Here is a 25,523-nt window from a genome sequence, read left to right as displayed (position 1 = left end):
TTTATTAAATATCGTTTTGTTTAATCGTTATAGACGGCTTAAGCATAGCTTTAATAGCTTGGGGGTGATTATCATATATTCCGCAGCTCACTGCTAGCTCTATAGCTACGCCTAATGTCCCCGCTTCTTTTGCTTCTGCTTTTAACACATTACATTGTGATTTTTTTACAATCGCTTGCAACAAACGAGTTGAATTAGCACCGCCACCAGATATAACAATATCCTTAACCGGTTGTCTCAAACGTTTAGTTAAACTAATTATCGCCAGGTTAATACCACAAACAATAGCGTCCATAATGGCAACATATTGTTGAAATACAGAATGCTCTTTTAAACCGACAAAGCCATTTGAAAATTGAGTAATATTTGTAATACGTTCCATATCAAACTCAAGTCCATCGGCAGTTATGTTATTCGCTTGTACATATATTTCAATTAATTGCTCTGTTGATCGATGTTTAAGTTTATTTAAACTTAAAAAATCTAATTGCGCTTTATTTTGCTTAATAAATTCAGAGAGTAAAGCTAAACCAAAGGGTAGCATCACTTCAGTAATGTATAAGCCTTTAATTAAATATGGGTAGGCTGGATAAAAGGTTTTTGGGCCTTTAAATTTATTACTAAGCATTGTAATGCTTACCGCGGTGCCTAGGCTAATATGCAGTTGCCCTGATTTATAACATCCTGAGCCTAACATTTCACAGGCTTTATCTGCTGCCATTGCAATTAACGGTATTGATTTGGGTAATTTAAAATCGTTTTGACAACCCTTAGATAATTGCCCTATTTCAGCACCTGGCGCGACAAGTTTTGGTAGCCAATCTGCTTTTACCGCTAAGGCATTAAACTGCCATGAATTACTCTTATGCCACTGCCCATGCTTAAAGTTAAATGGTAAATGGCTAATGATATTAGCGCTACTATCGATGAAGTTGTTAGTAAATCGGTAGTGCAAATAAGCTGATAGCAGTAACAAATGTTCAGTATTTTGCCACACTTTAGGTTCGTGCTCGGCAATGTAATTTATAAATGCGCTCTGTTGAAGCTCTTTAATTGTTTTGTTAACAGGCTTTACAATACTGGCTAGTGAAAATCCTAAACGCCAATACCATGGCAGCTTAGGAATTATGCTTGCTTTGCGCTTATCACTCCAGACTATGGCGTTACGAAGTGGTATGCCTTCTCTATCTAAATTAATTAAGGTATTACGCATAGTAGTAATACCTACAGATTTAAGGTTACTTAAATCTACATTGTCAGCTTTTGCTTTAGTCATTAAATTTTGACAGCAAATAACACTTTGTTGATAAAACCATTGCGGTGTTTGTTCAACTTGCCATTGATATGGATTTAGATAGTTTAAGTTTTCTAAATGTTCAACAAGCACTATTGCGCCCATTTCATCTATTATTGCTGCTCTTACCGATTGACTACCAAAATCTAGGCAAAGAAATAATGATTGCTGGTTCATTAATTTATTCAGTACTCGTGGGGTTGTTTTCATTAAAGCTGTTTGGCTTAAAATTACTAGGCCCAAAGGTAGTAACTTTCACCGGATTAAATTTAGGTCTTATTTGCCACTTAGGGCGTATAGGCGTTAACGGATGCACCCGTTTCTTCGCTATAATGACATATACAGATCCAAATGATGATAAATAGTTCTCGGCAAACTTTTGCCAAACCTTACGCCACCACTTTTCTGGGTTTATTACTGAATTAAGCGATGAAAACAAAAAGCGTTTATCTTCAATAATTTCATAACCTAAAAGGTGGAGCCAGTCTTTCACTCGCATAGGAGTAAAAAATCGACCTCGCCATGGCAGCTCTTGACGACGAAATGGAATAAGCCGATTTAAACCTGCCAAGCTTATTGGGTTAAATCCAGTAATAATCAAATGACCATTTGGGATAAGTACCCTATCAGCTTCTCTAAGTATGTGGTGAGGATCAACGGAAAACTCTAAACCATGGGTAAGTAAACAAGCATCAACACTATGTTCTAAAAAAGGTAAATCATCTATTTCAGCAACAACCTGTGCATTTGCTTTTGCTTCCCCCACAATAACTTGATGCTTGATCATTGATTGTTCAGAGTTTATCGCGCCACTCAAAATTCCCAGTTTAAGTAAATGATAGCCAAAAAATCGCGGCCACCAAGGCAACAAATATTGTTCAATATTTTCTGCAATTAACTCACCATTAGGCATATCACGCCATTGTGTTGGCTTTTTAGGGCTATCAAATGCTAACGCAGGTTTCATTAATTTAAATTTCCTTAAACCTAGAAAACATAAACTAGGTAATTCTAATATCACTAAACACAAGGTATACTGAGTTAAAGATCAAAACGGAATGATTATGACTCAAGTTACTGCTATTAATGCCTTTTCAGATAACTATATATGGTGTATCACCAACCACGCAAGTACAAACTGTAGTTTAGTAGATCCTGGCGATGCTAGCGTATGTATTGAATTTATAAAGGAAAATAATTTAACCTTAAGCTCAATATTAGTTACTCACCATCATCCTGACCATGTTGGTGGTTTACCTGACCTTATTGAATTTGCCAAGCAACAAGGTTGGCCGTTAACTATTTATGGTCCAGCATCTGAAAATATACGATATTTAGATGTTCAATTAGTTGAAGGTGATCGGGTGTCATTATTCGATAATAGCCTTACTTTTTCGATCATTGATCTACCTGGGCATACATCTGGGCATATCGCATATTACGGTGAAGATATGTTATTTTGTGGGGACACTCTATTTTCAGGTGGATGTGGGCGATTATTTGAAGGTACTGCAACGCAAATGCATAACTCGTTATCTAAGTTAGCAGCCTTACCCGATGCAACTAAAACTTACTGCGCTCATGAATACACTTTAGCAAATTTAAACTTTGCTCGAACTATTGAGCCAAATAATGGTCAACTTGAAAGCTACTTAAACAAAGTAGTCACACTTAGAGGGCAAAACACCTCTACTATCCCAACAACAATTGGCTTGGAGAAACAAATAAACCCTTTTTTACGCAGCCAAGAACAAGAAGTAATAAATATGGCGCAACAAAAAAGTGAGCAAAAGTTACAATCTGATGTCGATGTTTTTGCTATTATCAGAACATTGAAAGATAACTTTTAATAGATCTGCTGCGCATTTCTATATATTACAAAATAACGCTGCATCCAAACATAATAATTATACTCGCGTTATAAATGGACATTTAAAGAGCATTCATGAAGAAAATTATATTACCTATATCGCTAACCATGATGGTTGGTTGTCAAAATTTAGAACAACAAACAGTTACTAGTGTTGAATTGCCAACTAATGCAGCTGATTCTACTGAAATCTATGAAGCATTATTAGCTGATGAAACCGCAAAAGTTATCCATCCTAAAGATGATGTTGAAATAACCCTCACCGATAAAGACAAGCTCGCCATTTCTGATAACCTTTGGCACAGAATTCAAGGGCAGCTGCATTTTGACATACCGCAAAACAGCAAAGTTATCGCCCAGCGTAACTGGTATGCCAAACATCAAAGCTACCTAGACCGTGTTGCAAAGCGTTCGGAGCCTTTTATACATCATATTGTTGAAGAGCTAGAAAAACACAATATGCCAATGGAGTTAGTGTTATTACCTATTGTTGAAAGTGCCTACGACCCATTTGCTTACTCACACGGTAGCGCCTCTGGTATGTGGCAGTTCTTATCAGGTACAGGTAAACAGTTTGGCTTAAAACAAGACTGGTGGTATGACGGTCGACGTGATGTTGCGGCATCAACACAAGCTGCAATAAAGTTTTTACGTTACTTAAATAAACGCTTTGATGGTGATTGGCTATTAGCTCTTGCGGCTTACAATTCAGGTGAAGGACGAGTTGCCAGAGCAGTTAAAGATAATGCTCGTAAAGGAAAGCCGACTGACTTTTGGAACTTAAAACTGCCGAAAGAAACTCGTGATTACGTACCAAAACTTTTAGCATTAGCCGACTTAGTTAAACGTCCTGAAGATTTTGGCGTAACTCTATATGCAATAGATAATCAGCCGGTTGTAAGCTCAATAGATATTGGCTCACAATTAGATCTTGCTTTAGCTGCAGATCTTTCAGGTTTAACTATTGATGAACTACACGCACTTAACCCTGGTTTTAACCGTTGGGCAACGGCACCTAATGGCCCTCATCAATTACTAGTTCCAAATAATAAAGTTGAAAAATTCAAACTTGGTTTAAGCAAGCTTAAAAAAGAAGACAGATTATCTTGGCAACGTTATAAAATTCGTGAAGGCGACAGTTTAGGTGTTATTGCAAATCGTTTTAATACTACGATTACCGTTGTTAAAGAAGCAAACAGCCTCAAAAATAATAGAATTAGAGCGGGTAAGTATTTATTGATCCCAACGGCAACTCAATCTTTAGATCGTTATAAATCTTACGAACAAATTAGAGTATCAAAACTAACTAAGAAAGGGTCTGGTAATAAATTTACCCACACGGTTAAACAAGGTGACACACTTTGGGATATTGGTCGTAAATATAAAGTGTCAGAAAAAAGCATTGCTAAATGGAACGCAATGGCACCTAAAGACATGTTGCGTTTAGGTCAAAAACTAACTATTTGGACGGGTAAAACTGCTTCGACTAAAACCACACAAACAGCGGCGACTAGTAGCAACATAATGCGTAACATTAACTACAAAGTACGCTCTGGTGATTCATTAGCGCGCATTGCAAATAAGTTTAATGTGAAAATTGCCGACATTGAGAAGTGGAATAAATTAAAACGCAGTAAGTATCTGCAACCTGGGCAATTGCTTAAGTTATCGGTAAATATCACCAGTATTTAATAAACTTATTCATAGAATTTCCTAAATTCATTTAAGGATCTAATTTAACCGCTTGCTTAGATCCTGACTTTCGTCAGGAAATGGGAATTTAAGTTTATAGATATTACAATTCAAAAAAAGAGCTTCTAAATAGAAGCTCTTTTTATTTATCACTAAAATATAACTTAATCGATTAGATTATATTCATTGCGTAAAATTTCGATAACTTCTGCTTTTGGATCATCAGAAATAACAATTTTCTCACCAGTGATCTTTTCTGCAATGCCGGTATAAGTAGCAGATACTGCCATTAATACAGATTCTGGCAAGGCGTTATCTCGAGCTAAAGCTTCACGCTCTTCCATACGGTCTTTGTTTAAAAGAATATCAGGATCAGGGAAATGATTAAGTAATAATTGACGGAAGCCCTCTTTCGAGTTTTCTACAACTTTACCGTTGCGGTACTCGCTACCATCCCAAATACGTGAAGAATCAGGTGTGCCAACTTCATCCATGTAAATTAGTTTATCATTACCAGCAGCATCAGTTACATAGCCAAATTCAAATTTGGTATCGATGAATATTTGATCAAGTTTAGCCAGTTCACCACTAATTAAATCAAAGCCTTCTTCTAATAGCTTTTCGTAAAGTGTGATATCAGTTTCAGATTTAAAATTAAACGCTTCAAAATTATCTTCAATATTCTTACGAGTGATGTTTACATCGTCTTGAGCAGGAACTCCAGGAATGCCTTCTAAAATACCTTTTGTTGAAGGTGTTTGTAAAAGCTCTGGTAATTTAGTGTCTTTTTCTAGGCCTTCTGGTAATTGGATACCACAAAACTCACGCTCGCCTTTAACATATGAGCGCCACATTGAACCGGTAATGTATTGACGACAAATGGCCTCAATCATTACAGGCTTAGCCTTTTGTACAATCCATACGAATGGATGTGGAATATCTAGAATATGGCTATCGGCTAAACCATTGTCTTTAAATAACTTGAACCAATGATTTGAAATAGCGTTAAGTGCCGCGCCTTTACCAGGAACGCCCTTCATACCGCCCTCACCGTGCCAAATACAGTCAAAAGCAGAGATACGGTCACTTATTACCATAATTGCTAATGGTGAGTCTTCAGCGACGTTATAGCCCTTCTCTTTGATAAGGCGACGTGAATCATCGGCAGTTAACCAATATACGCTTCTAACTTTACCACTGTGCACTGGTGCATCAGTTCTAATTGGCAGGTCGTTGTTTACAGCTAAAACTTTGTTAGCAATTGTCATGTTCATTTTCCCGAGATGTTTTATCAGTTATATATCTAATCTGTAAATTGATTAGTAGTCTGTTTCAAAAACCGTTTAATAGCTAAGTTCTAAGTTAAAAGAACTAAGTACTAAGGAGATTGCGTAAATATTTTTAAGATCCTGAAACAAGTTCAGGAAATGATACTTCGTTCAAAATAATGCTTCGACCAAAATACTTATGCAATCTAAATTTTTGAGGATATTATTTATATATTATTTTTCATTTTTAAGAAAGAGAAAAGGACGCCGAGGCGTCCTTTTCAAAAGTTTTTTCTGTAAAATTACAAAGTAGCTTGCGCTTTTTGTACTAGAACAGAGAAAGCCGCTTTATCGTATACTGCGATGTCAGCTAGGATCTTACGATCGATTTCAATTGAAGCGTTTTTAAGACCACAAATGAAACGGCTGTAAGATAAACCATTTTGACGAGCTGCCGCGTTTATACGAGCAATCCAAAGTTGACGGAATTGACGTTTACGTTGACGACGATCGCGGTAAGCGTATTGACCTGCTTTAGTTACAGCTTGGAAAGCAACACGATAAACACGTGAACGTGCTCCGTAATAACCTTTCGCTTGCTTAAGAACTTTTTTGTGACGTGCGCGTGCTTGAACACCGCGTTTTACTCTAGCCATTGTCTATATCTCCTATGATTAAGCGTAAGGTAACATTGCTACAACTGATTTAATATCAGACTTAGCAACCATACTTTTTGCACGTAAATGACGCTTAACTTTGGTACGTCTCTTAGTTAAGATGTGACGTAGACCGGCTTGTTTGAACTTAAAACCACCAGAAGCGGTTTTTTTAAAGCGCTTTGCAGCACCTTTGTTTGACTTCATTTTAGGCATGGGAAAACTCCGCGTTAATGCCAAATATTAAGTAACTAGGGGCGGATTTCTTACGAAACCACTTGTTGAGCCTCAGCTACCGGTTAGTATATCAAACTGCAATAGTTTGATAAAAAAGATAACGATGGTGAAAAAAGCCTTATGTTTTCACAAAAGGCCTAATTACTTTAAAGACCAAAAATTATCTTTTGATTGGGGCAAGCACCATTATCATTTGTCTGCCTTCCACTCTACGAGGGAAAGACTCACAAACTGCTAGGTCCTCTAAATCTTTTTTAACACGATTTAAAAGGTCTATACCTAACTCTTGATGGGCCATTTCACGACCACGGAAACGTAATGTTACCTTAGCCTTGTCGCCACCTTCTAAAAAGCGTCTCAGGTTACGTAATTTCACCTGATAATCGCCTTCATCAGTGCCAGGACGGAATTTAATTTCCTTAACCTGGATCTGTTTTTGCTTCTTACGTTGTTCTTTAAGTTCTTTCGATTTCTCGTATAAGAACTTACCGTAATCCATTACGCGACAAACTGGTGGTTTGGCCGTTGGGCTGATCTCTACAAGATCAACTCCTGCTGTATCAGCAGCATCTAATGCTTCATTTAATGAAACAATGCCTAATGGCTCGCCTTCCAGACCAACTAAACGAATTTCTTCAGCTGTGATTAATTCATTCAGTTTATGTTGCGGTTCTTTTTGACCGCCTCTTTGACCACCTTTAATAGCCTGTTCCTCCTAGAGAACTAATATTAAGCCCGTGTTTTCACTTCTTCGCTAAGTTTAGCGATGAAATCATCCACAGACAATTTTCCTAAATCTTCACCAGAACGTGTTCGAACAGCAATTTCACCTGCTTCCATTTCCTGATCACCCACTACGAGTAAATAAGGAACACGTTTCAAAGTATGCTCGCGGATTTTAAAGCCTATTTTCTCATTACGCAAGTCCGCTTTTGCTCTAAATCCATTTTCTTTCAGTTTTTTTACAACTTGGCTACAATATTCACCATGTTTATCGGTAATATTCATCACTGTTACTTGAATTGGTGATAACCACGTTGGGAACTTACCAGTATATTCTTCAATCAAAATACCAATAAAGCGTTCTAAAGAACCTAAAATAGCTCTGTGGATCATCACAGGCGTGTAACGTTCGTTGTCTTCACCTACATAAGTTGCGCCTAAACGCTCTGGTAAAGCAAAATCTAATTGTACTGTACCACATTGCCAAGCTCTACCTAAACAGTCCATTAAAGTGAATTCAATTTTAGGACCGTAAAAAGCACCTTCGCCTGGTAAATATTCAAATTGAATATCAGCGTCGGTTAATGCTTTGGCTAAACCAGCTTCTGCTTTATCCCAAATTTCATCTGAACCTATACGGTTTTCAGGGCGCGTAGATAATTTAACTACAATGTCTTCAAAGCCAAATGAACCATATACATCGTATACCATTTCAATACACTTGGTCACTTCCGCTTGTACCTGATCTTCAGTACAGAAAATATGTGCATCATCTTGAGTAAAGCCACGTACACGCATCAAACCATGTAATGAACCTGATGGTTCGTTACGGTGACAACAGCCAAACTCGGCAATACGAAGTGGTAAATCACGGTACGATTTTAACCCTTGGTTAAATATTTGTACGTGACCTGGACAGTTCATTGGTTTAATTGCGTATTCGCGTTTTTCAGACTCGGTAGTAAACATCGCGTCTTTATATTTACCCCAATGACCAGATTTTTCCCACAAGGTGCGATCCATCATCATTGGTGCTTTTACTTCGTCGTAATCATATTCATGAAGTTTTTCACGAACAAACTTTTCTAACTCAGTATAAATTGTCCAACCGTCGTTATGCCAAAACACCATTCCTGGCGCTTCTTCTTGCCAATGGAATAAATCTAATGTTTTACCAATTTTACGGTGATCACGTTTTTCAGCTTCAGCTAGTCGCTGAATGTACGCTTTAAGCTGCTTTTTATCAGCCCAAGCGGTACCGTAAATACGTTGCAACATTTTGTTGTCAGAGTTACCACGCCAATAAGCACCAGCAACATTCATCAGTTTAAAGTGATGACAATGACGCATACTAGGTACGTGTGGACCACGACACATATCTACGTATTCTTGATGATGGTATAACGCTGGAGTATCGGTTTTCTCGATATTTTCATCAAGAATTTCTAATTTGTAAGTTTCACCGCGCTCAGTAAATGCATCATATGCATCTTGCCAAGTACCGGTTTTTTTAACTACTTCATAGCCTGTACGGGCAAGTTCGGTCATACGCTTTGAAAGTTTATCTAGGTCATCGTCATTTAATTTTTCTTCTAAATCGATGTCATAGTAAAAACCGTTTTCAATTGTCGGACCAATGGCCATTTTTGCATTAGGGTAAATTTGCTTAATAGCATGACCTAACAAATGCGCACAAGAATGACGGATAATTTCTAAGCCTTCGGCATCTTTACTGGTGATTAACTGCAATGAAGAGTCTTCGGTGATTAATTCACAAGCATCAACTAAATTACCGTCGATACGACCGGCAATGGTCGCTTTTGCAAGACCTGGACCAATGTCCAAAGCCACTTGCATAACTGAAACTGATTCTTCGAAGCTGCGCTGACTGCCGTCAGGGAGAGTAATTACTGGCACAATATTTCCTCAACAGTGGTGACACCTACGTAATGTCACTTGTAATAAATTTAAAATTCACCTTGTACTTATTGATTTTTACAACTGGTACAATGTGTTGAAAGTATGTAAGAATATAAACATTCTTAGAAAGGCAGCAATATAGGTGAAAACGGCCTATTTTGCAATCATTGTTAACGTCTTAGCTTATATTTTTCAACTCATTATGGAGTGTTTATTTGAAATCTTACTTAGTTAATATTTTATTGCTAATGTTTATCTTGCTTTTTACTCAGCAATGTCAGGCTGAATGGCAGTCTTATTTAAATGAGAAAGACTTTTTAATTGAATATCAAAAACTTGAAAACTCTAAGTTCACTGAAATAAATGCGTCAATAAAAATTGGTGGCAACATTGATGATTTTTTTAACATTCTAACCAGCCCTAAACTTGCGCCTATATGGCTAGATAAAGTTATTTCAAGTGAATTACTCACCACCTTAGATGACGGTTCTGCTGTAGTATTAACTTTATTTGAAAGTTTCGGCCCGGTGCAGTCTAGAGAGATGCTAGTCAAATCTAAAGTTATTAAAAAGACAACGGACTCACTGCAAATAAATATCAGCGGCTATAATGAATATTTACCAAAAAACAAAAATAAAATTAGAGTTAAAAAAGTTAAAGTTGTTTGGCGAGCGCAAAAACTTCATAATAACAATATTAAAGTAAGTTACCGTGGTAGCTTTGATCCAGCAGGTAGCCTTCCTGCCTGGTTAAGTAATGAGTTTGCGCTACACTCCCTAGAAAACAGCTTCAAAAAGTTGAGAAAATTAAAGCCTGTCAATAAATAACTATTTTTATAGTTTTTCTTTATTTAGTAAATACAAATGCTTAGCCGTAGGGTTACAAAATAGTTAGTAAAAACCAAATATCCTCCCCTTTAAAACAACGCAAAATACTCAATAACAGCCATAATAGATTGTAGGTTCAGATATCAATTCTATTAAGTTTATTCTCGACTCAACGAGAAAATCGGGAGGTTACCATGCCCCAAGATGTAAGCAAAAAAACGATTGAGTGCCCACATTGTGCGCATCACCTGCATATCACTATAGATACCACGCAAGGTGACCAAAACTACTATGAATCTTGCCCCGCCTGCTGTAATGACATTCATATGAACATGCATATTGATGAAAACAATCAAAAGATTCAATTAATGGTCGATGCTGATGACGAGCTAGTCTATTAAAGAAAATACATATCCTTTCATCTAAAAGGAATATCAGCTAGAAAACATAGCTGCAGGTTCCTTTTTGTTAAACAAACCATGTTACTAAGCTCTTAAAATACTCCCCATAAATCATCGCTTTTTTTAGTTACACTTTTAATCAACGATTGTTTGATAACGAGCAAAACTTCCGACTTGTTAAATCATTTCAACGAATATATCTACGCTTCAATAAAGTGAATATATATGCCTTGTAAATATTACTAAGTGCAGGTTTCACATACTGAAAATATAAAATATTTAAATTTTTTCAACTTGCGGCATGCGCGTCAAACGGGTTGTACAAGGGAGTGTTCATTCCACTATGTGGTGTGATTACATTGGGTTACAGGTCAAAACAATTTAACACAGTATTAACTTTTCCATCGATTATAATTTAACCAACTTATTTAAGGTGGCATGGTAAAAAAACGCTCTACCACCAAGCGAGATTTAAACTTTAAACTTAGGAATATTAAACATGACAGCTTCAAAAGAGAAATGTGTAAACAACTATACGCCATTGAACGACTTCCCTCTTTCACAACAATATTGTAAAGAAACACAAAGCAATAGTTCTTTAGCTACAAGCAAGCAAGGAAAGTTTGCAGTGCTAACTATAGTCGTTCTTACATTAATGATCGTAATGTTCAGCTAATCTAATTTCTAGCAACCTAAATTAATGGTCTACTCTTTTTGATAACTTATATTTCATTTGATAAAGCTAATAAGAGAAGGCCATTACAAGTTTAGTTTCTTCTCTATGCCGTATTCTTTTAAAATACTTGCTAAAGAGTCAACAATAGTCATAGTTTGTTGATCAATTTCAATATTCACTTTATCACCTAGCTTCAATACAGTTAAATTGGTGCGTTCCAATGTTTCAGGTATTAGGTGTAAGGTAAACTCACAATCGCCATTTTTTAAAGTACGTACTTCTCCTAACGTTAAACTTGCACCATTAACAGCAATAAAGCCTTTAGCAAAGATATACTTTGTCCAATTACTATTTATCACAAAGTTGAGTTGGCAATTGTCTGTTGAGTCCAAACGTTCCACTAACGTTGCCATGGTATGAATATGTCCTGAGACCATATGTCCACCAATTTCATCACCAACCTTCATAGAACGTTCAACATTAACTAAACTGCCTGTTACAAGGGAATCAAGATTTGTTACTCGCAACGTTTCATCAATAATATCAAAGCCAATAACTGCAGATTTAGAGTCTAATTTAGAAAAACTAACGGCTGTTAAGCACACACCATTGTTTGCAACACTTGCACCAGTTTCTAATTTACTTATTAACTGAATTGGCACCAGTATTTCAATGTGTTTAAAATTATCGCCAATTTTAATTGAATTAACTTGCCCAGTAGATTGCACAATTCCGGTAAACATATATCATCTCTTACTTGTTTCTTATTATTTTCATTATCCGATCTTTGATGCCATGACTCTAGATAAATTTTTTACCGATACAAAAGATCTGCTTAAGTTAGCTTATCCAATATTAATCGCCCAACTCATACAAACTCTAATGAGTTTTGCTGATACCGTTATGGCGGGTCGTGTGAGTGCTACAGATTTAGCTGCTGTGGCAGTGGCTAGCTCAGTATGGCTACCAATTATTTTAACCATTGCAGGGGTTGTAATGGCGCTTAGTGCTATTGTTTCGCAATTTGCTGGCTCAAAACAATCTCAAAGAATAGGTCATTCAACCATCCAAACAGCTTGGATAGCGCTGGTCTTATCAATACTGGTGATCATCGGCTTTTATGCCATACAACCTCTTGTGATTGAACATGTAGAGTTAGAGCCAGAATTAAAGCGATTAATGCTTGATTACTTAAGCTACATTGTTTGGGGAGGCCCTGGTTTTTGTTTATATCTGGTGTTGAGAAATTTCGCAGAAGGGCTAAGCATCACTAAGCCGACCATGGTGATTTCAATCATCGGGTTAATTATAAATATCCCGGCAAACTATATTTTCATTTATGGTGCTTTTGGTGCTCCAGAATTAGGCGGTGCAGGTTGTGGTATAGCCACAGCGATTGTCTATTGGACTATGTTTATCGGCATGTTGATTTACGTTTATATGTCAAAAAAACTGGCTCATATTAACTTATTAAAAAGTTTTTCATTGCCTGATATTAAAGAAATAAAAGTCATTTTAGCTTTAGGTGTGCCTATCGCCCTTTCACTACTTTTTGAAGTATCGCTATTTTCTGTAGTGGCTATTATTCTCGCCCCGTTTGGCTCACAAATTGTGGCGAGTCATCAAATTGCACTAAACTTTTCAGGGCTAGTGTTTATGGTGCCGTTATCTATAGCCTTAGCGGTGACAATTAAAGTAGGCACCTCAGTGGGTGAAAACCAACTGCAACAAGCAAAAGACATGTGTACAAATTCAATGTTCTTAGGTTTTTTAATCGCGATAGTTACAGCAACCATCACTATTGTCTTCAGAGAACAAATAGGGTTGATATATACCAACGACAAAGAAGTAATAGCCCTTGCCGTACAGTTAATGTTTTTAGCTGCCCTCTTCCAGTTTTCTGATTTTATCCAAGTTATTTCAGCGGGAGCGCTTCGTGGCTATAAAGACACAAAATCAATACTGTATATTACCTTTGTATCTTATTGGGTGGTTGGCCTTAGCATTGGTTTAATATTAGGCTTAACGGATTGGTTCGTTCCTAAAATGGGCCCTGCCGGTTTCTGGATTGGATTTATCATGGGCTTAACAAATGCTGCAATATTTTTGTGGTGGCGTTTAAAGGTTATACAAAAACGAGCCGAACAAGGTATTTTACCTAAAGGTAGCGAAACCATAGAAATATAATACCTTAATGAATTGTTTACCTTTTGAGCAGTTAAACCAATTAATGCAATTAACTGCTTAAAAGCACTTGCAACACTTTACGCATCTGGCTAACATAGCTTCGTTGAATCATTCAACACGCAATTCAAAGATACGCTCGCTTAGCTCAGTTGGTTAGAGTACTTGCATGACATGCAAGGTGTCGCAGGTTCGAGTCCCGCAGCGAGCACCACTTTCTATTGGTCTACAGACAATCCACTTGATAGATTCGTTTCCATTTTACCACCTTGTTTCCAGTAGTCCAGTGGAAACGTTTCCTAATTACTATTTACCTTGCAGTGTCATACTCCATCACTACGTTCAGTCGTTTTCTAACCAACTGAGCTGATGTAAGCCTACGGCTTCATCTTGGTCTAGCGAGTAAATTAAAGACAAAAAGAAACCCCATTAGGTTGCTAATTCCTAATGAGGTTCAATTCTACAAGTATGTCTATTTTAAATTACATGTCTTTTAACTCTTAAAGTGCTTAGCGTACTCAGGTTTGATTTTCCAAGTGGATTTGTCAAACCAGAACACTGTAGGGCGTAGGGGTTCTTCATTCTGCATCAACCAAACCTTTAAGTTAGAACTCCCTACATCTTGCTTCTTCTGTCTCCAAAGTAGATGAATGTGGTTCTTTTCTTCTAACCACTTTCTAGCAATAGCTTTGTTCTTGTCCCTTTCCTCATCAGCTTTCTTGTCTTCAATAGCGTGCTGACGTTCTCTGGCAACTTGAGCTTTAGCATTAGCTTCAATGTGGTCAAAGTATTCTTGCTCTCTAGCTTTACGTTCATCTGCTATCTTACCTACACTGGCTTCTCTCTCAGCCTGTGCTTGTTTAAAACGTTCAGTTCTTTGAGCTTCACTTACCCACTGGTCTTGATAGATCTTACTATGGTCATGACGTTTAGCACCTTTGGACTCAAGCTTACCTCGAAGGTGGTCGTATCTTTCTAATCGTTCTCGGATTAATTGTTCCATGTCCATCAGTGAGACTCCTATGGTGCATCTAATACATCAATGATGTCTGTAAGATGGAATGCTGAAAGATCAGCTGGAATACCCATTTCTTCCCAATACAAGTCATCTGTATCACTTAATGGAATTGTAAGCATCTCTGGGTCATTGATGTATTGACCGAAGGCTAATAGCACTCGTTTACGCCATTCAGCTGTATAGCCAGCCTTCTTCAGTAATTCATTACATTGAGCAGCTGTAGGGCTAAAAGCGCAGTAAGCCTTAGCTGTATTACATTTGTGTTCACTAGACCAAAAAGCTTCAGCTTCAGGTGTAGTGATTGGATAGTACAGGTGGCTTAATTGAGTAGGTGTGGTCATTAGTTACGTCCTTGTTGTTTAGTTTTAAGTTTGTCTTGTTCTTCCCACTTACGGAGATGAAAGTATTGGAGACTATTTGCCATTAGCGTAGGACTCCTTAAGTTCAGCTGCTCTAAGTGCGATACGACAAGCACAGCGGTATTGAGATCGGTTAAAGTATCGGATTGAGTTACCACAATGCTTACAAGGCTTCTCAGTCTCAATAGCTTGTGGTTTCTCTTTCAGTTTCTTAGCATTAGTAATGGTTAAATGTTTAATGTCTAAGTCTTCTGGTCGTAACCAGTAAGGTACGTAAAATTGGTAAAAATCAGTATTCATGTTTAAGCTGCTTCCTTAAGGATTCTCTGTAACTCTTCTTCTTCTGTCTCTTCAACTATCAAAGAAGATGGGTAATGTTTAACAATGGCAAGGGGGTCATTAAAAGTAAGATCTAACAATTCACTGACCTTAAGTAATACTCTTCTCGTCTTTGGTTCCTTGAACCTCAAATCATCCTTAATCCCCTCTTCACCAAGTAGTTGATGCTTGATGTAGTCTTCACCATTCACTGTAAAAAGCTCTATACGCTGGTGTGTGGTGTGTGGATTAAAAACTACACCACATTTAGTAATTAGGTACTTGTTGTGGAAAGTAGGAATGAATTCAGTTGGTATTTTAGTAATTGTCATAGTTAGATCCTTGTTGGCTTTTTTAGCCACTGTATTAGGTAAAAGAAGAGCCACTGATGAGGAAGTAAATGACTAAGAAACTTCATCATCAATGGCTCTAAGGGTGTTTAACCCACTGGTTGGGAGGACTTTAAGGCAGAAGTCATACAATTAACGTTAATTAAACCAATGGGTTAAAGGGGTTAGTTCACTGAAATAGATCAATGCACTGTAAAGGGGTATCACTGTAAAGACCAACTCACCTATGGCAGCGCCCAGATTAAGTAGGAAATAGTGATTGATTGTTTAATTCTTAATTACTTACTCCTTTCCAGCGTACGAGGAACGTAGTGACGAAGTAAGAAGACTTAGTAAATAGACTATTGATTAATGTTTACTTCTTTTAATTCATCTAATTCTAGATACTAGTATCCCTTCTAAATAGTTACTTCAAAGTTAGTAGAAGTAGTAGGAGAAGTAGGTAGATAGGAAGTAAGTAGAAGTATGTATTAGTTAGTGTAAGTATTAGTAGATGTTAGTATTTCCTAGTACCTAGGAAGTATGTATCAGTAAGTAGTTTAGGAAGTCTAGTTGTTGTGTAGTCTATACTATACTATTAGCTTTTTTGGCCATTTTTGTGACATTTTTAGCCAAAATAGTTAAATTAATTTAATAGTAAGATTTCAATCTAAGTATTTGATTTAATTGAAGTTTAGATAGATGTAAGAAGCCCTCAGAAGCAATTCTAGGGACTATCGTAAGGCAACTGATACAATCACCTTACAACGTCCTTAAAACGCCCCTACGGGCTTCCTACGATCTAATAGCTAAATAGCCTGATTACCCATGTAAGAGTTAAAATCATTAGCCAGCTGATTAACCATGAACTCTGATGGTTCTGTACCAAGAGATCTGATGTTAGCAGCGATTAATTCACTTGCTCTACTATTGTCCAGAGTTGATGAATTGATAGCATCAAATAGACCAGAGTTAGCTTGTGGATTACCAGCGTTCTGTAACACATTCAGTGCATACATCATTCCTTTCTGTACAGCTTCAGGACTTCCTACTTCATTGTCTTTAAGATCTAAAGTAGAAGGCACTTCAGGTACTGTACTTTCTTCAGCTGAATTAAGGTCAACACCATCTTCCATAGCTATGTTGTTTAAATGATTCATGATTTCTAAATCAGCTTCAGTAAGGGTTGATTCATTACCATGAGCAATAGCACTAATACGGTTAGTTAAACCAGCTGTACCATTTTCATTTAGAGTACGACCAGCTTCTGTCTTACCTTCAGGGTCAGTAGCTTTAATCTTGTTGTACCACTTACCTAAGTTACGACTACCTGTGATCTTACGGGCAATGTAAGGAGCAGCAGCACCAGCAATGAAACCAGTAACAGGATTACCAGACAACAATGTAGGTACACCTAGGGAAAGTAGATTACCAGCACCGAACATCTCAGGAGATTGTGGTTTAGGTGTTTCACTCATTAGGCGAGCTAGTTCAACATTACGTTTGTATTCAGCACGAGCAGCATCAGATGCTAAGAAACGTGTTTCAGGTTCAATACCATCAGCAGCTTTAGCAGTGTCGTAAAACTGGTATGCACGTTTAGGGTCTACTTGACCTTTAAACATCATTGTTTCACGAAGCAAAGCTTTACCAGCTTCATCAAGCTCATCTGAGTATTCCATACGGACATCATCCATGACCTCTTCAAGACCAGCTAGCTTCTCAGGGTTGTTCACCATGTCAGCACGTATCTTCTTCTCAATGTCTACATTAGTAAAGTCCTCACCTTTTGCATTAGTTAAGTAAGGTTTTAAAGCTTTTTCAGTCTTAGCATTAGTTCTGAAGTCGTCCATGTATTGCTTGTATTTAGCTTCTTTACCGTACTTGCGGAAAGCGTGTCGCATGTCTTCAGCAATCTTCCCATACATAGCTAAAAGCTTACCATTAGCAACTTGAGATTCACCTAAACGGTTGTTACGTAAACCTTCACCAATAGTCTGCTTAATTTTCCACATTGAATTAAGTGAAACAATCTCACCATTCTCAAAAGCTTTCTGAAGACCTTTAATTGAATCTTCTGTAATTGCAGATTGGATACCATCTGAACCTTGGAATAGATCCTTCTCACCTTTTAACCATTGTGCAGTTTGTAGAGGTCTAATTGGTTCATTCATGTCTACTCGTTCAGTTAGTGCTAATCGTTGAGCTTCAAGACCGTTCTTAGAGTTGTCGATGTATGAATCCATAGCATTTTTAAATGTACTACCAATGTCAGCACGATTGTCATAGTTAGTAGACATTTGGTTTAGCTCGTTAGTGGCGTAACGGTTGAACTTGTTAGCTTCAGCCTTTGCAGCAGCAGAACCACCAGCAGTGCCTTCTAACCAATCTGAAACCCATTTAACAGTAGGACTAACCTGAGCTAATGTAGGGTCAATGTCATTGTCACTGAAAGCAGCACGTTTCTGTTCTACTTCTTGTTTCAACAATTCCTTGTTCCTAACATTTACTTGATTGTCTGGAGAGTTCCTGAAGTCATCAATACTCTTACCAAAATGTTTAAATACACTGGTAATAGCTGGAGCAGCAACACCACCAATAGCAGCATCAGTAGCTACATCTTGTCCATACTGTAATGGATCTTCAAATGGGTTAGCTTCAGTCTTACCTGAACCATACAAAGCACCGTAACCAGCACCTTCAGCACCAATACGACCTAAGTTACTAGCAGTACTAGCACCTCTAGCCCAACCAACACCAGGGACAAACATTGTAGGTATAGCACCACCAAATTCGTAAGCAGCTGCTTCGTATGGGTTGTGTTCAGCAAATGTGTCCATCTCTGAACGGATCTGCCCTACTTCTTCACCGTAAGTTGAATCACTAAAAGCAGATTTAACACCACCTTCAATTTCATCACCGTAGCCAAAGGTTAAACCTTGTCCTACAGCTCTTACTCTGTCACCAACAGTACCAGCTTGTACTAGTCGCTTCTCTTCAGATACAGCCATGTCAAAAGCATCATCTTCATCCCAACCTTGATTAAGGTAGTTACTGTAAACGGATTGACCAACTTCAGTTAATGAATCAACTGGTAAAGAAGAAGCCACCCCCGAAGGGGCAACCTCATCAAATTGGTCAAAAGGGTTACTATGGGATGTACTTGTAGAGCCTACACTAGGTGCAGAATCAAATTGGTCAAATACATTAGCCATGATTAAAATCCTTCTGGTTTGTAACCGTACTTAGATTCAAAAGAACCTAAAGCGTTAGGGTTAGAATACAAGTACTGTAAGGCACTCATTGGAGCTTTGCCTGAACCACTGTTACTACGTAAACCTTTACGTTTAGTTTGAAGATTACCTAATACACGTTGAACTTCAGCTTTGTTAACAGTCCAGTAACGACCAGTATCAAGAGCACTTGCAGCACTACGTAATACTTGGATGTCTTTGTCAGTTAATACGCCAGACATCTTGTCTAGGTTCTCTACAGTTAGTAGCTCTTTAAAGCGCTCAAAGTCACCAGTTGTCTTCTGGGCATCATCTGTAAGATCAGGCAACCAAGCATCCATAGGACCAGTGTTACCATCAATGTTCCCAGAGACTAGAGCTTGCTTACCAGCATCAATTAACTCATCTAACTGAGACACTTGACCATCAGTGGCTTCTTGCTCTGCTTGTTGCTCTTCAAGTTGCTTAGCACGCGTCTTACGCATTGCACCAGCTTCTTTGTATTTCCATTGAGCATCTTTGTCACCTTGGAAAACAACATCTGTAGTACGGTAGTCATTACGTTGGTCTGCACCTTGAACGAACTCATACTGACCTGTCTTCTCAGCAAAGATAGGATTACCTTCAGCATCCTTAATACCCATGTCTTCACCTTTCTTGAAAGTATGAATACGTGAGCGTTCTTTACCTTGATTAGGGTTGTCAACTTTAGAAGAGATTAGAGCATCCATGTCACCTGTCTGTTCATACCGATCTACATACTCTGGCAAGTAACCTAGGTCTAGCCACTTCTGACGTTCTTTACTACGTTCAAGCATACCTTCATGGTCAATGAAACCTTCTGTAGCTGCATCAAGTACACCTAAGCCCATGTTCAAGGCTAGGTCTTCATTACCAGTTAAAGCTGAAATAGCTAAACCAAACAAAGGAATTAACATTGCAGAACCACCAGCTTTCCAAGAATCACCTTCATCATACTCAGGGAAGTCGTAACCACCATTCATACGTTGTTGTTGAGTCTTAGTAAAAGCTTCAATCTTCTTACGGAAGTTTTGAGTATCATCTTTCTCGTTACCTGTATCAGGCTTCTCGATTTGGTCAACTGTATTAACTTCAAGATTGTCTAGTATCACTGAAGAAGAAGGAACTTGTTCCTGTAGACCTTCCTTGTATGGCACATAGCCTTTAGGAGAAGGTTTAGTCTCTACAACACCAGCAAGTTTTGCAGGGTCATACATTTGAGCGCTACTAGGTGTGTGAGGGCTACCAGATACAGCACTGTTAAAGTTACTTGCACCATCGGTGATCTCTGGATTAAGTGAACCTAATTCAAAAGAAGATTCAGGATTAGTTAGTACATCAAATAGAGTATTCATTACTTAACCCCCTTCTTTGCTTTTGATTGATGGTCAAACAGAGCTTCAGCTTCTTGCATCATTACTGATTCAGCATCTTCAATGTCAATGTTTCCAAGCATTACTTCTTTAGCAACTGCTTCAGCTATACGCTGCATGTCAGATACACGACCATTGAAGCGTTCATCTGATTCAAGCATTTGTCTAACTTCACGCTTACGCTTGTCAGCTTTGTTGCCATTAGGATTACGGAAGCCACTTTCAGCACCTTCAACTTCTAAAGAATTCCATGCTTCGTCCTGTACTGTTGTATCTGGTGATACTTCTGGTAAAGGTTGAGCGAATGGATCTACGTTAGCTGATTCAGTGTCTACTGTCTCAAGTCCAGCTGATTGACGTAATGCTTTTAATTTAGAAGCATTGTCAACTAATTGGGTTTGGATAGTAGGCATCTGTTCAGCCATTTGATTAAACATCGGTTGCATAGTGTCCTCCTACTTACCGTAATTAAGTATTGCCATCATTGCATTAGAAATGTCTGATGGGCTACGTGTTTTGATTGATGAGCTTGATGATTCGCTTGAATGAGGTAAGTTCTTCATTGCGTTACTAGCAATGCCCTTACCCATCTTCAAGTATTTAGACCAATCGAAAGGCTTGTCTAACTCAGCCTTCTTCTTTTTCATAGTGTCATCAAAAGCTTTCTGCTCTAGATTAACTGCTTCAGGGTCTTTCCACTCAGTGTGCTGTGGAGCACCTTGTGAGTTAGCTAACTGTTGAGTAGGGTCAGTTAGTAAACTATTTAGATTAAATTCAGACATTACGAACCACCACCACCAATACTAAAACTACCACTTGAAGATTTAGATTTAGTGAAGATTGGAACTGAACCAGCCGCTTGACCATACATCATGATCTGCAACATCTCAGGGTTGTTGTTCATGATGTCATTCATCCAAGATTGGTCTACATCACCACGTTGAAGACCTTTAATCATCTCTTCAGTTTGATAGCTTTGCATCCCTGAATCTAACATTTGATTCTGTAAGCCAAACCTACGAGCTTCTTCATCTTGAAGCTGACTGTAAGCATTGGATTGATTGTCACTGTACATTTGAGTAAGTGAGTTAGTAAGATTCTGACTTGCTTCACCAGCTGCCATACCTTGAGCAATGCCCATACGTGAACCACCAGCACCACCAGCCATGTTAGCCGATTGTGCAATGTTGGCATTAGTACTACCTAACATGTTTGCATTAGCATCTGTAATCATCTTAATCATGTTTGGATCTAATGATTGTGAAGCACGAGCATTAATGTCAGCTTGTGTAATACCTTTACCTTGTTCACGATCTAAGAAAGATCTATGACTTCCTATTTGACCTTTTAGTGCATCTAAAGCCCCTAATGAACCACCAGAACTAATGAACTCCTTTTTACCGATGTCCATGCCACTTCCTAGTTTGTCCAGTAAAGGTTGCATGTTAGGGTCAAAGTACTGCTTAGTGCTTGATTTTGATTTTGAACCACCAACGTTAAAACTTGACATTGGGTTTCTCCTTGTTTTTGTCAGTAAAACACTGACTATTAAAAATTCCTTTTACAGCCCTCTAACCTCTTAACCTCTGACTAATCCACTAAATGTGCGAAAACACCATCATTGTTACCACTTGCAATAGCTTGAGAAGCTTTACGTTTTGCTTGTGCTCTTGCAGTAATGGTTGAAGCCTTTTTACCTTTAGGTACTGATTTACCTAGTGATTTCTTACGAATACTTTCTTTAGAATCCTTACGGATGTCATCATACTTTTTAGCCTTCATCAGGGTCTCTATTAAGCCCACTGAGATGTTTTCAGCTATTTGCTGACCAGTAATGCCAGCTTCATTAGCGTACTGTATAGCGCTTGTTACGGCTTCATTTGAGTGACTCTTTGATAGTTCACGCTGTACTGAATCAATCTGATTGTTCACTGCAATCTGACGTTGTTCCATGCGGTTACTCATAGCTTCTTTACCAGCTGAAGTTAGAGCTTCTTGACGTTTAATTAATGTGTCTTTCGTTTCAGATAGTTGACCACGTTTGTCGTATGTGAGACTTGGATCTTGTAGTTGTTGATTAACTGAATTTAAGTGACGAATCACTTCAGTCTCAGCAATGTCAAACTTAGCTTGATTAATGTCTGACCATTGATTCCAATCATTCAATTGTTTCTGGTAGAAGGTGTTAATCTCTTTGTTTTGTTCTGATTGTTTTGCAGAGTTAATTAGATCGCCCTTGGTGTATACGACACCATCACCACCATCTATTTCAAAATCATCTGGTAAGGTCTTGAAGTTCTGAGAAACAAACTGTTGTTGTTCTTCTACTGCCATTACATCTAATTCAGCTGCTTCAGTATCTACTGCTTCTTGCTCTTCAATAGCATCAGTGTCTGTCTTTTCACCTAGCTCTGTTTCTCGATGGTCTACACCATCATCAATGTCATCAAAGTCAAAACCAGTTTCATCTGACTCTAATGTTAATTCTTGTAATGCTGGATCTACTTCAGCTTCTGTTTCATTAGCAGTATGTTCTGGAGATTCAACTACTAAGTCATTTAACTGGTCAAAGACATTAAAGTCATTAGTGTCAATTAGTTGTGAATCATCCACTGTTGCGTTAGGGGTTGCGTTAATCATGTATTACTCTCCTGAGAATTCTAAATAGTTTTTAATTGTTTGCTCTAACTGAGCTAAATAGTGGTATTTGTTTTGATTGGTTTTAATCACTGGAACATCATCAGCATTAATTAAGTCTTTAGTGATGGTTCTACGTTCCATTTCAGCTAGGTATGCAAAAGGTTCTGCAAGAGATTTAGCTACTGATTTCAGGTGATTTTCTAACTGTTCATCAGATTTGCTTGTTAAATCTTTCATTTGGGGAATTTCCTGTGTTGTAGCGCGTCCCTACGTGAAATCTGTAAGACAATGTGGGTAACTGCCCTATAGAAATCACGTAGAGTCACGTATTAATTAAAGGTTTAGCGGTATGAGTGGGTAAAGTTAGCTTCTTCACCAGTAGCAGCAGTCATCATGACCTCTGTCTGTAGTTCAGCTTTGTCTACTTCAATCTTACGTTCACTAATGTCAAAGTCTTGCTCATTAGCAGATTGCTTAACCTGTAGCTCTTGGGCCTTAAGAACATTAGCTTCCTTTTCACGTTCAATACCTTCGTTAATAGCTTTAATCTCAGCTTCAAGCTTGATGCCTTCTGCAAGTAAGTTGTCTCTAACAGCTTCCGCACTAAACACTTCAGCTTCAAACTTACGGCCATCAAGTAGCTTAGCTTTCAGTGCTTCGTCTAACTCTTCAGGAGTAGGTTCATGTTCAGCTGGATTCTTAATGTAACCAGCAGTATCACAACCCATAGACTTAAGTGCTTCGTTGTAAACTTCGTAGCGTTCTTGAGCACCAGAGATAGGTGATTCAACAGCTGCTAACTGTGCTTCAATTTGTAAGATGTTCATCAACTGTCCAATCTTACGAGCTTCATCATTGTTAGTAGTTACATCTACAGCGAACTCACAACGTTTAGGTAATTGCTTACCAGTTAGACCAACTTCTTCACCTTCGTAGGTAAGTGCCAAGTCATGATCTTTAATTAGCTTGTAAAGCTTAGACATGATTGGTTGTAGACCAGTAAAGCAAATTGACTTAGCAACACGCTTGTCCTTCATCTCACCTTCTTGAACAAACATAGCCACTGAAGAAGCAGCAACTTGAGACATGTTCTGACCAAAGGATTCACTAATTGCATTACTCTTCGTAATAGCAGCAGTTTCCTTCATTTTGGCATAGATGCTTTCAGCAGCTGGTGGAATAGGATGGTATTCCATAGGTTTAACAGCACCAGCAGCAGTAACTTCAACTACTCCCCCAGGTCTATTGTCTAATAGTGATCTACGGTCATACTGCCCTTTAGCAGCAATGTATCTACGATGTGCAGCAGTTTTAGCATTGTCTAAGATAGAACGAGCCATTTCAGTCATGTAGTCCTGTTGATGCTTAACCAAACTGTGCATTGAGATACCCCACTGCGAGTCTGGAACACGATCTGGAACCATGTGAACAAATGGATGACCATCAACTTCATGAATCTCTAACACTTCAGCGTGAGTAGCAAATACTTGGTAGTAACGAGTCTTACCTTTCTTGTCTAGTAACGAAGAATGGATGTAGTGTTCATACAAGTGTGTAGGACGTTCATTCTGGTCATTGGTAGTAAGTAAGTCATCTTCTTTACTACGTTGTTGACGTTGAGTCTCAATAGAGATGTTAGACATGTCAGATTCATTAGAACCTTCGATGATAGAAGCACGTTCAATCTCTTCAACCATTTTAGGGAATAGCTCTTTCATTTTACCCACTGTACTGATAGTACGATGAGTTACGTAACGAGCATCTTCAATGTCATCAACACTAGGATCTACAAACATCTCTGCAAAAGGAATGAATTCAATCTTAGGTGTCTTAATCTTTTTAACTAAGTCAGCACCTTCAGTGGAGAATGTACCTGTCTCTTCATCAACTTCAAACTGGTCTGTATCAGTATCAGGGTATTCATTAAGGATGCCTTGTAACATCTCTAATGGAGCACCTTCAATTGGCATTAAGTCTTCAGTCTCTTCTTCATCACATACATACACTTTCATGTAAGCATCACCAGCAATTAGACATTCTTTAATAGCATCTTGAATCTCTTTGTAACCATTGTTCTTACGAAGGATGATTTCATTAAGACCTTTGTTAACTGCTTCAGTAACTTCATTAGTGACGAACTTAGACAGTGGTTTGAACTTAACTGCATTAATTTCATTCTCTGCAAAGATACCTAGTAAGGAAGGCATTAGACCATCCACAGTTTCACGTAGTACTGGCTCTACATAGCTTGATGTGCCTTTACCACTATGGGTAGGTAATACTGAACGGTAATACTGGAAGGCTTCTTGGTAATGCTCTGTTCTCTCTTCACGTCTTTCATCAGCGAAGTTAAAGCTGTGCATCATTTGGGTTTGGAACTCAGGAAGTTTTTCCTTCATCCACTTTGTTTTTAAAGTAAGTTGGGTCATTGGTATGACTCCTAAAGTAATCTTGCCTTCCTTTTAATCGGCAACCTTTAGGGTT

Annotated in this window: 25 protein-coding genes and 1 tRNA gene; 6 read left to right on the top strand and 20 right to left on the bottom strand. The window is 38.1% G+C overall.

Annotated features, from left to right (window positions below):
• Nucleotides 1–4 precede the first annotated feature (4 nt).
• Nucleotides 5–1,504, bottom strand: coding sequence for an FGGY family carbohydrate kinase (locus RGQ13_RS08805; protein WP_348393184.1), 1,500 nt, complete (start codon nucleotides 1,502–1,504; stop codon nucleotides 5–7).
• Complete coding sequence (locus tag RGQ13_RS08800; RefSeq protein ID WP_348393183.1) at nucleotides 1,476–2,261, bottom strand: class I SAM-dependent methyltransferase; 786 nt, start codon at nucleotides 2,259–2,261, stop codon at nucleotides 1,476–1,478. The genes RGQ13_RS08805 and RGQ13_RS08800 overlap by 29 nt, the downstream gene beginning before the upstream one ends.
• 97 nt (nucleotides 2,262–2,358) lie before the next feature.
• Between RGQ13_RS08800 and gloB the strand changes: the two genes are divergently transcribed.
• Both gloB and RGQ13_RS08790 read left to right on the top strand, forming a co-directional pair.
• A complete protein-coding gene (gene gloB, locus RGQ13_RS08795) occupies nucleotides 2,359–3,144 on the top strand; it encodes a hydroxyacylglutathione hydrolase (RefSeq protein WP_348393182.1) in 786 nt (261 codons plus the stop codon).
• 95 nt (nucleotides 3,145–3,239) lie between these two features.
• Nucleotides 3,240–4,856, top strand: coding sequence for a LysM peptidoglycan-binding domain-containing protein (locus RGQ13_RS08790; protein ID WP_348393181.1), 1,617 nt, complete (start codon nucleotides 3,240–3,242; stop codon nucleotides 4,854–4,856).
• Between the two features lie 164 nt (nucleotides 4,857–5,020).
• Here the strand turns inward: RGQ13_RS08790 and RGQ13_RS08785 are convergent, their stop codons facing one another.
• The 5 genes from RGQ13_RS08785 to thrS all read right to left on the bottom strand — a co-directional run bounded on the left by RGQ13_RS08785 (nucleotide 5,021) and on the right by thrS (nucleotide 9,657).
• Nucleotides 5,021–6,124 carry a phosphoribosylaminoimidazolesuccinocarboxamide synthase gene (locus RGQ13_RS08785; RefSeq protein WP_348393180.1) on the bottom strand — a complete coding sequence of 368 codons (1,104 nt, stop codon included), beginning with the start codon at nucleotides 6,122–6,124 and terminating at the stop codon, nucleotides 5,021–5,023.
• A gap of 302 nt (nucleotides 6,125–6,426) precedes the next feature.
• Nucleotides 6,427–6,780 carry a 50S ribosomal protein L20 gene (gene rplT / locus RGQ13_RS08780; RefSeq protein WP_348386118.1) on the bottom strand — a complete coding sequence of 118 codons (354 nt, stop codon included), beginning with the start codon at nucleotides 6,778–6,780 and terminating at the stop codon, nucleotides 6,427–6,429.
• A gap of 18 nt (nucleotides 6,781–6,798) precedes the next feature.
• Nucleotides 6,799–6,996, bottom strand: coding sequence for a 50S ribosomal protein L35 (gene rpmI, locus RGQ13_RS08775; protein ID WP_348393179.1), 198 nt, complete (start codon nucleotides 6,994–6,996; stop codon nucleotides 6,799–6,801).
• Nucleotides 6,997–7,177: 181 nt separating this feature from the next.
• Nucleotides 7,178–7,720, bottom strand: a complete 543-nt coding sequence (infC, locus tag RGQ13_RS08770) for a translation initiation factor IF-3 (RefSeq protein WP_348393392.1) — start codon at nucleotides 7,718–7,720, stop codon at nucleotides 7,178–7,180.
• Between the two features lie 26 nt (nucleotides 7,721–7,746).
• Complete coding sequence (thrS, locus tag RGQ13_RS08765; protein ID WP_348393178.1) at nucleotides 7,747–9,657, bottom strand: threonine--tRNA ligase; 1,911 nt, start codon at nucleotides 9,655–9,657, stop codon at nucleotides 7,747–7,749.
• A 218-nt stretch (nucleotides 9,658–9,875) separates the two neighbouring features.
• Between thrS and RGQ13_RS08760 the strand changes: the two genes are divergently transcribed.
• Together RGQ13_RS08760 and RGQ13_RS08755 are read left to right on the top strand one after the other, a co-directional pair.
• Nucleotides 9,876–10,487: an START domain-containing protein gene (locus RGQ13_RS08760; protein ID WP_348393177.1), complete on the top strand. Its 612-nt coding sequence runs from the start codon at nucleotides 9,876–9,878 to the stop codon at nucleotides 10,485–10,487.
• A 194-nt stretch (nucleotides 10,488–10,681) separates the two neighbouring features.
• Complete coding sequence (locus RGQ13_RS08755; protein ID WP_348393176.1) at nucleotides 10,682–10,888, top strand: CPXCG motif-containing cysteine-rich protein; 207 nt, start codon at nucleotides 10,682–10,684, stop codon at nucleotides 10,886–10,888.
• A gap of 759 nt (nucleotides 10,889–11,647) precedes the next feature.
• Here the strand turns inward: RGQ13_RS08755 and RGQ13_RS08750 are convergent.
• A complete protein-coding gene (locus tag RGQ13_RS08750; RefSeq protein WP_348393175.1) occupies nucleotides 11,648–12,307 on the bottom strand; it encodes a riboflavin synthase subunit alpha in 660 nt (219 codons plus the stop codon).
• A gap of 52 nt (nucleotides 12,308–12,359) precedes the next feature.
• On the opposite strand from RGQ13_RS08750, the gene RGQ13_RS08745 reads away from it, so the two are divergent.
• Together RGQ13_RS08745 and RGQ13_RS08740 are read left to right on the top strand one after the other, a co-directional pair.
• The gene (locus RGQ13_RS08745) at nucleotides 12,360–13,751 is read left to right on the top strand and encodes an MATE family efflux transporter (RefSeq protein WP_348393174.1); all 1,392 of its coding nucleotides are present in this window, start codon (nucleotides 12,360–12,362) and stop codon (nucleotides 13,749–13,751) included.
• Nucleotides 13,752–13,885: 134 nt separating this feature from the next.
• Nucleotides 13,886–13,962: transfer RNA gene (locus RGQ13_RS08740), tRNA-Val, on the top strand.
• A 279-nt stretch (nucleotides 13,963–14,241) separates the two neighbouring features.
• Here RGQ13_RS08740 and RGQ13_RS08735 read toward each other — a convergent pair.
• From RGQ13_RS08735 to RGQ13_RS08680, 12 genes are all read right to left on the bottom strand, one after another.
• On the bottom strand, nucleotides 14,242–14,757 hold the full coding sequence (locus RGQ13_RS08735) for a hypothetical protein (RefSeq protein ID WP_348393173.1): 516 nt from the start codon (nucleotides 14,755–14,757) through the stop codon (nucleotides 14,242–14,244).
• Nucleotides 14,758–14,768: 11 nt separating this feature from the next.
• Nucleotides 14,769–15,107, bottom strand: coding sequence for a hypothetical protein (locus RGQ13_RS08730; protein ID WP_348393172.1), 339 nt, complete (start codon nucleotides 15,105–15,107; stop codon nucleotides 14,769–14,771).
• Nucleotides 15,108–15,179: 72 nt separating this feature from the next.
• The gene (locus RGQ13_RS08725; RefSeq protein ID WP_348393171.1) at nucleotides 15,180–15,425 is read right to left on the bottom strand and encodes a hypothetical protein; all 246 of its coding nucleotides are present in this window, start codon (nucleotides 15,423–15,425) and stop codon (nucleotides 15,180–15,182) included.
• Between the two features lie 2 nt (nucleotides 15,426–15,427).
• Nucleotides 15,428–15,775, bottom strand: a complete 348-nt coding sequence (locus RGQ13_RS08720) for a hypothetical protein (protein ID WP_348393170.1) — start codon at nucleotides 15,773–15,775, stop codon at nucleotides 15,428–15,430.
• An 806-nt stretch (nucleotides 15,776–16,581) separates the two neighbouring features.
• Entirely contained in the window at nucleotides 16,582–18,987 is a 2,406-nt protein-coding gene (locus RGQ13_RS08715) for a hypothetical protein (RefSeq protein ID WP_348393169.1), read from the bottom strand.
• A 2-nt stretch (nucleotides 18,988–18,989) separates the two neighbouring features.
• Nucleotides 18,990–20,381 carry a hypothetical protein gene (locus RGQ13_RS08710; protein ID WP_348393168.1) on the bottom strand — a complete coding sequence of 464 codons (1,392 nt, stop codon included), beginning with the start codon at nucleotides 20,379–20,381 and terminating at the stop codon, nucleotides 18,990–18,992.
• Entirely contained in the window at nucleotides 20,381–20,845 is a 465-nt protein-coding gene (locus RGQ13_RS08705; protein ID WP_348393167.1) for a hypothetical protein, read from the bottom strand. The genes RGQ13_RS08710 and RGQ13_RS08705 overlap by 1 nt, the downstream gene beginning before the upstream one ends.
• A gap of 9 nt (nucleotides 20,846–20,854) precedes the next feature.
• Nucleotides 20,855–21,181, bottom strand: coding sequence for a hypothetical protein (locus RGQ13_RS08700; protein ID WP_348393166.1), 327 nt, complete (start codon nucleotides 21,179–21,181; stop codon nucleotides 20,855–20,857).
• The gene (locus RGQ13_RS08695) at nucleotides 21,181–21,909 is read right to left on the bottom strand and encodes a hypothetical protein (protein ID WP_348393165.1); all 729 of its coding nucleotides are present in this window, start codon (nucleotides 21,907–21,909) and stop codon (nucleotides 21,181–21,183) included. The genes RGQ13_RS08700 and RGQ13_RS08695 overlap by 1 nt, the downstream gene beginning before the upstream one ends.
• A gap of 80 nt (nucleotides 21,910–21,989) precedes the next feature.
• The gene (locus tag RGQ13_RS08690) at nucleotides 21,990–23,039 is read right to left on the bottom strand and encodes a hypothetical protein (RefSeq protein ID WP_348393164.1); all 1,050 of its coding nucleotides are present in this window, start codon (nucleotides 23,037–23,039) and stop codon (nucleotides 21,990–21,992) included.
• 3 nt (nucleotides 23,040–23,042) lie between these two features.
• Nucleotides 23,043–23,276, bottom strand: coding sequence for a hypothetical protein (locus RGQ13_RS08685; protein WP_348393163.1), 234 nt, complete (start codon nucleotides 23,274–23,276; stop codon nucleotides 23,043–23,045).
• 104 nt (nucleotides 23,277–23,380) lie between these two features.
• A complete protein-coding gene (locus tag RGQ13_RS08680; RefSeq protein ID WP_348393162.1) occupies nucleotides 23,381–25,468 on the bottom strand; it encodes a portal protein in 2,088 nt (695 codons plus the stop codon).
• Between the last annotated feature and the right edge of the window lie 55 nt (nucleotides 25,469–25,523).

Source organism: Thalassotalea psychrophila (genome assembly GCF_031583595.1).
GTDB classification, from domain to species: domain Bacteria; phylum Pseudomonadota; class Gammaproteobacteria; order Enterobacterales; family Alteromonadaceae; genus Thalassotalea_A; species Thalassotalea_A psychrophila.
This window is presented reverse-complemented; position numbering and strand designations above follow the sequence as displayed.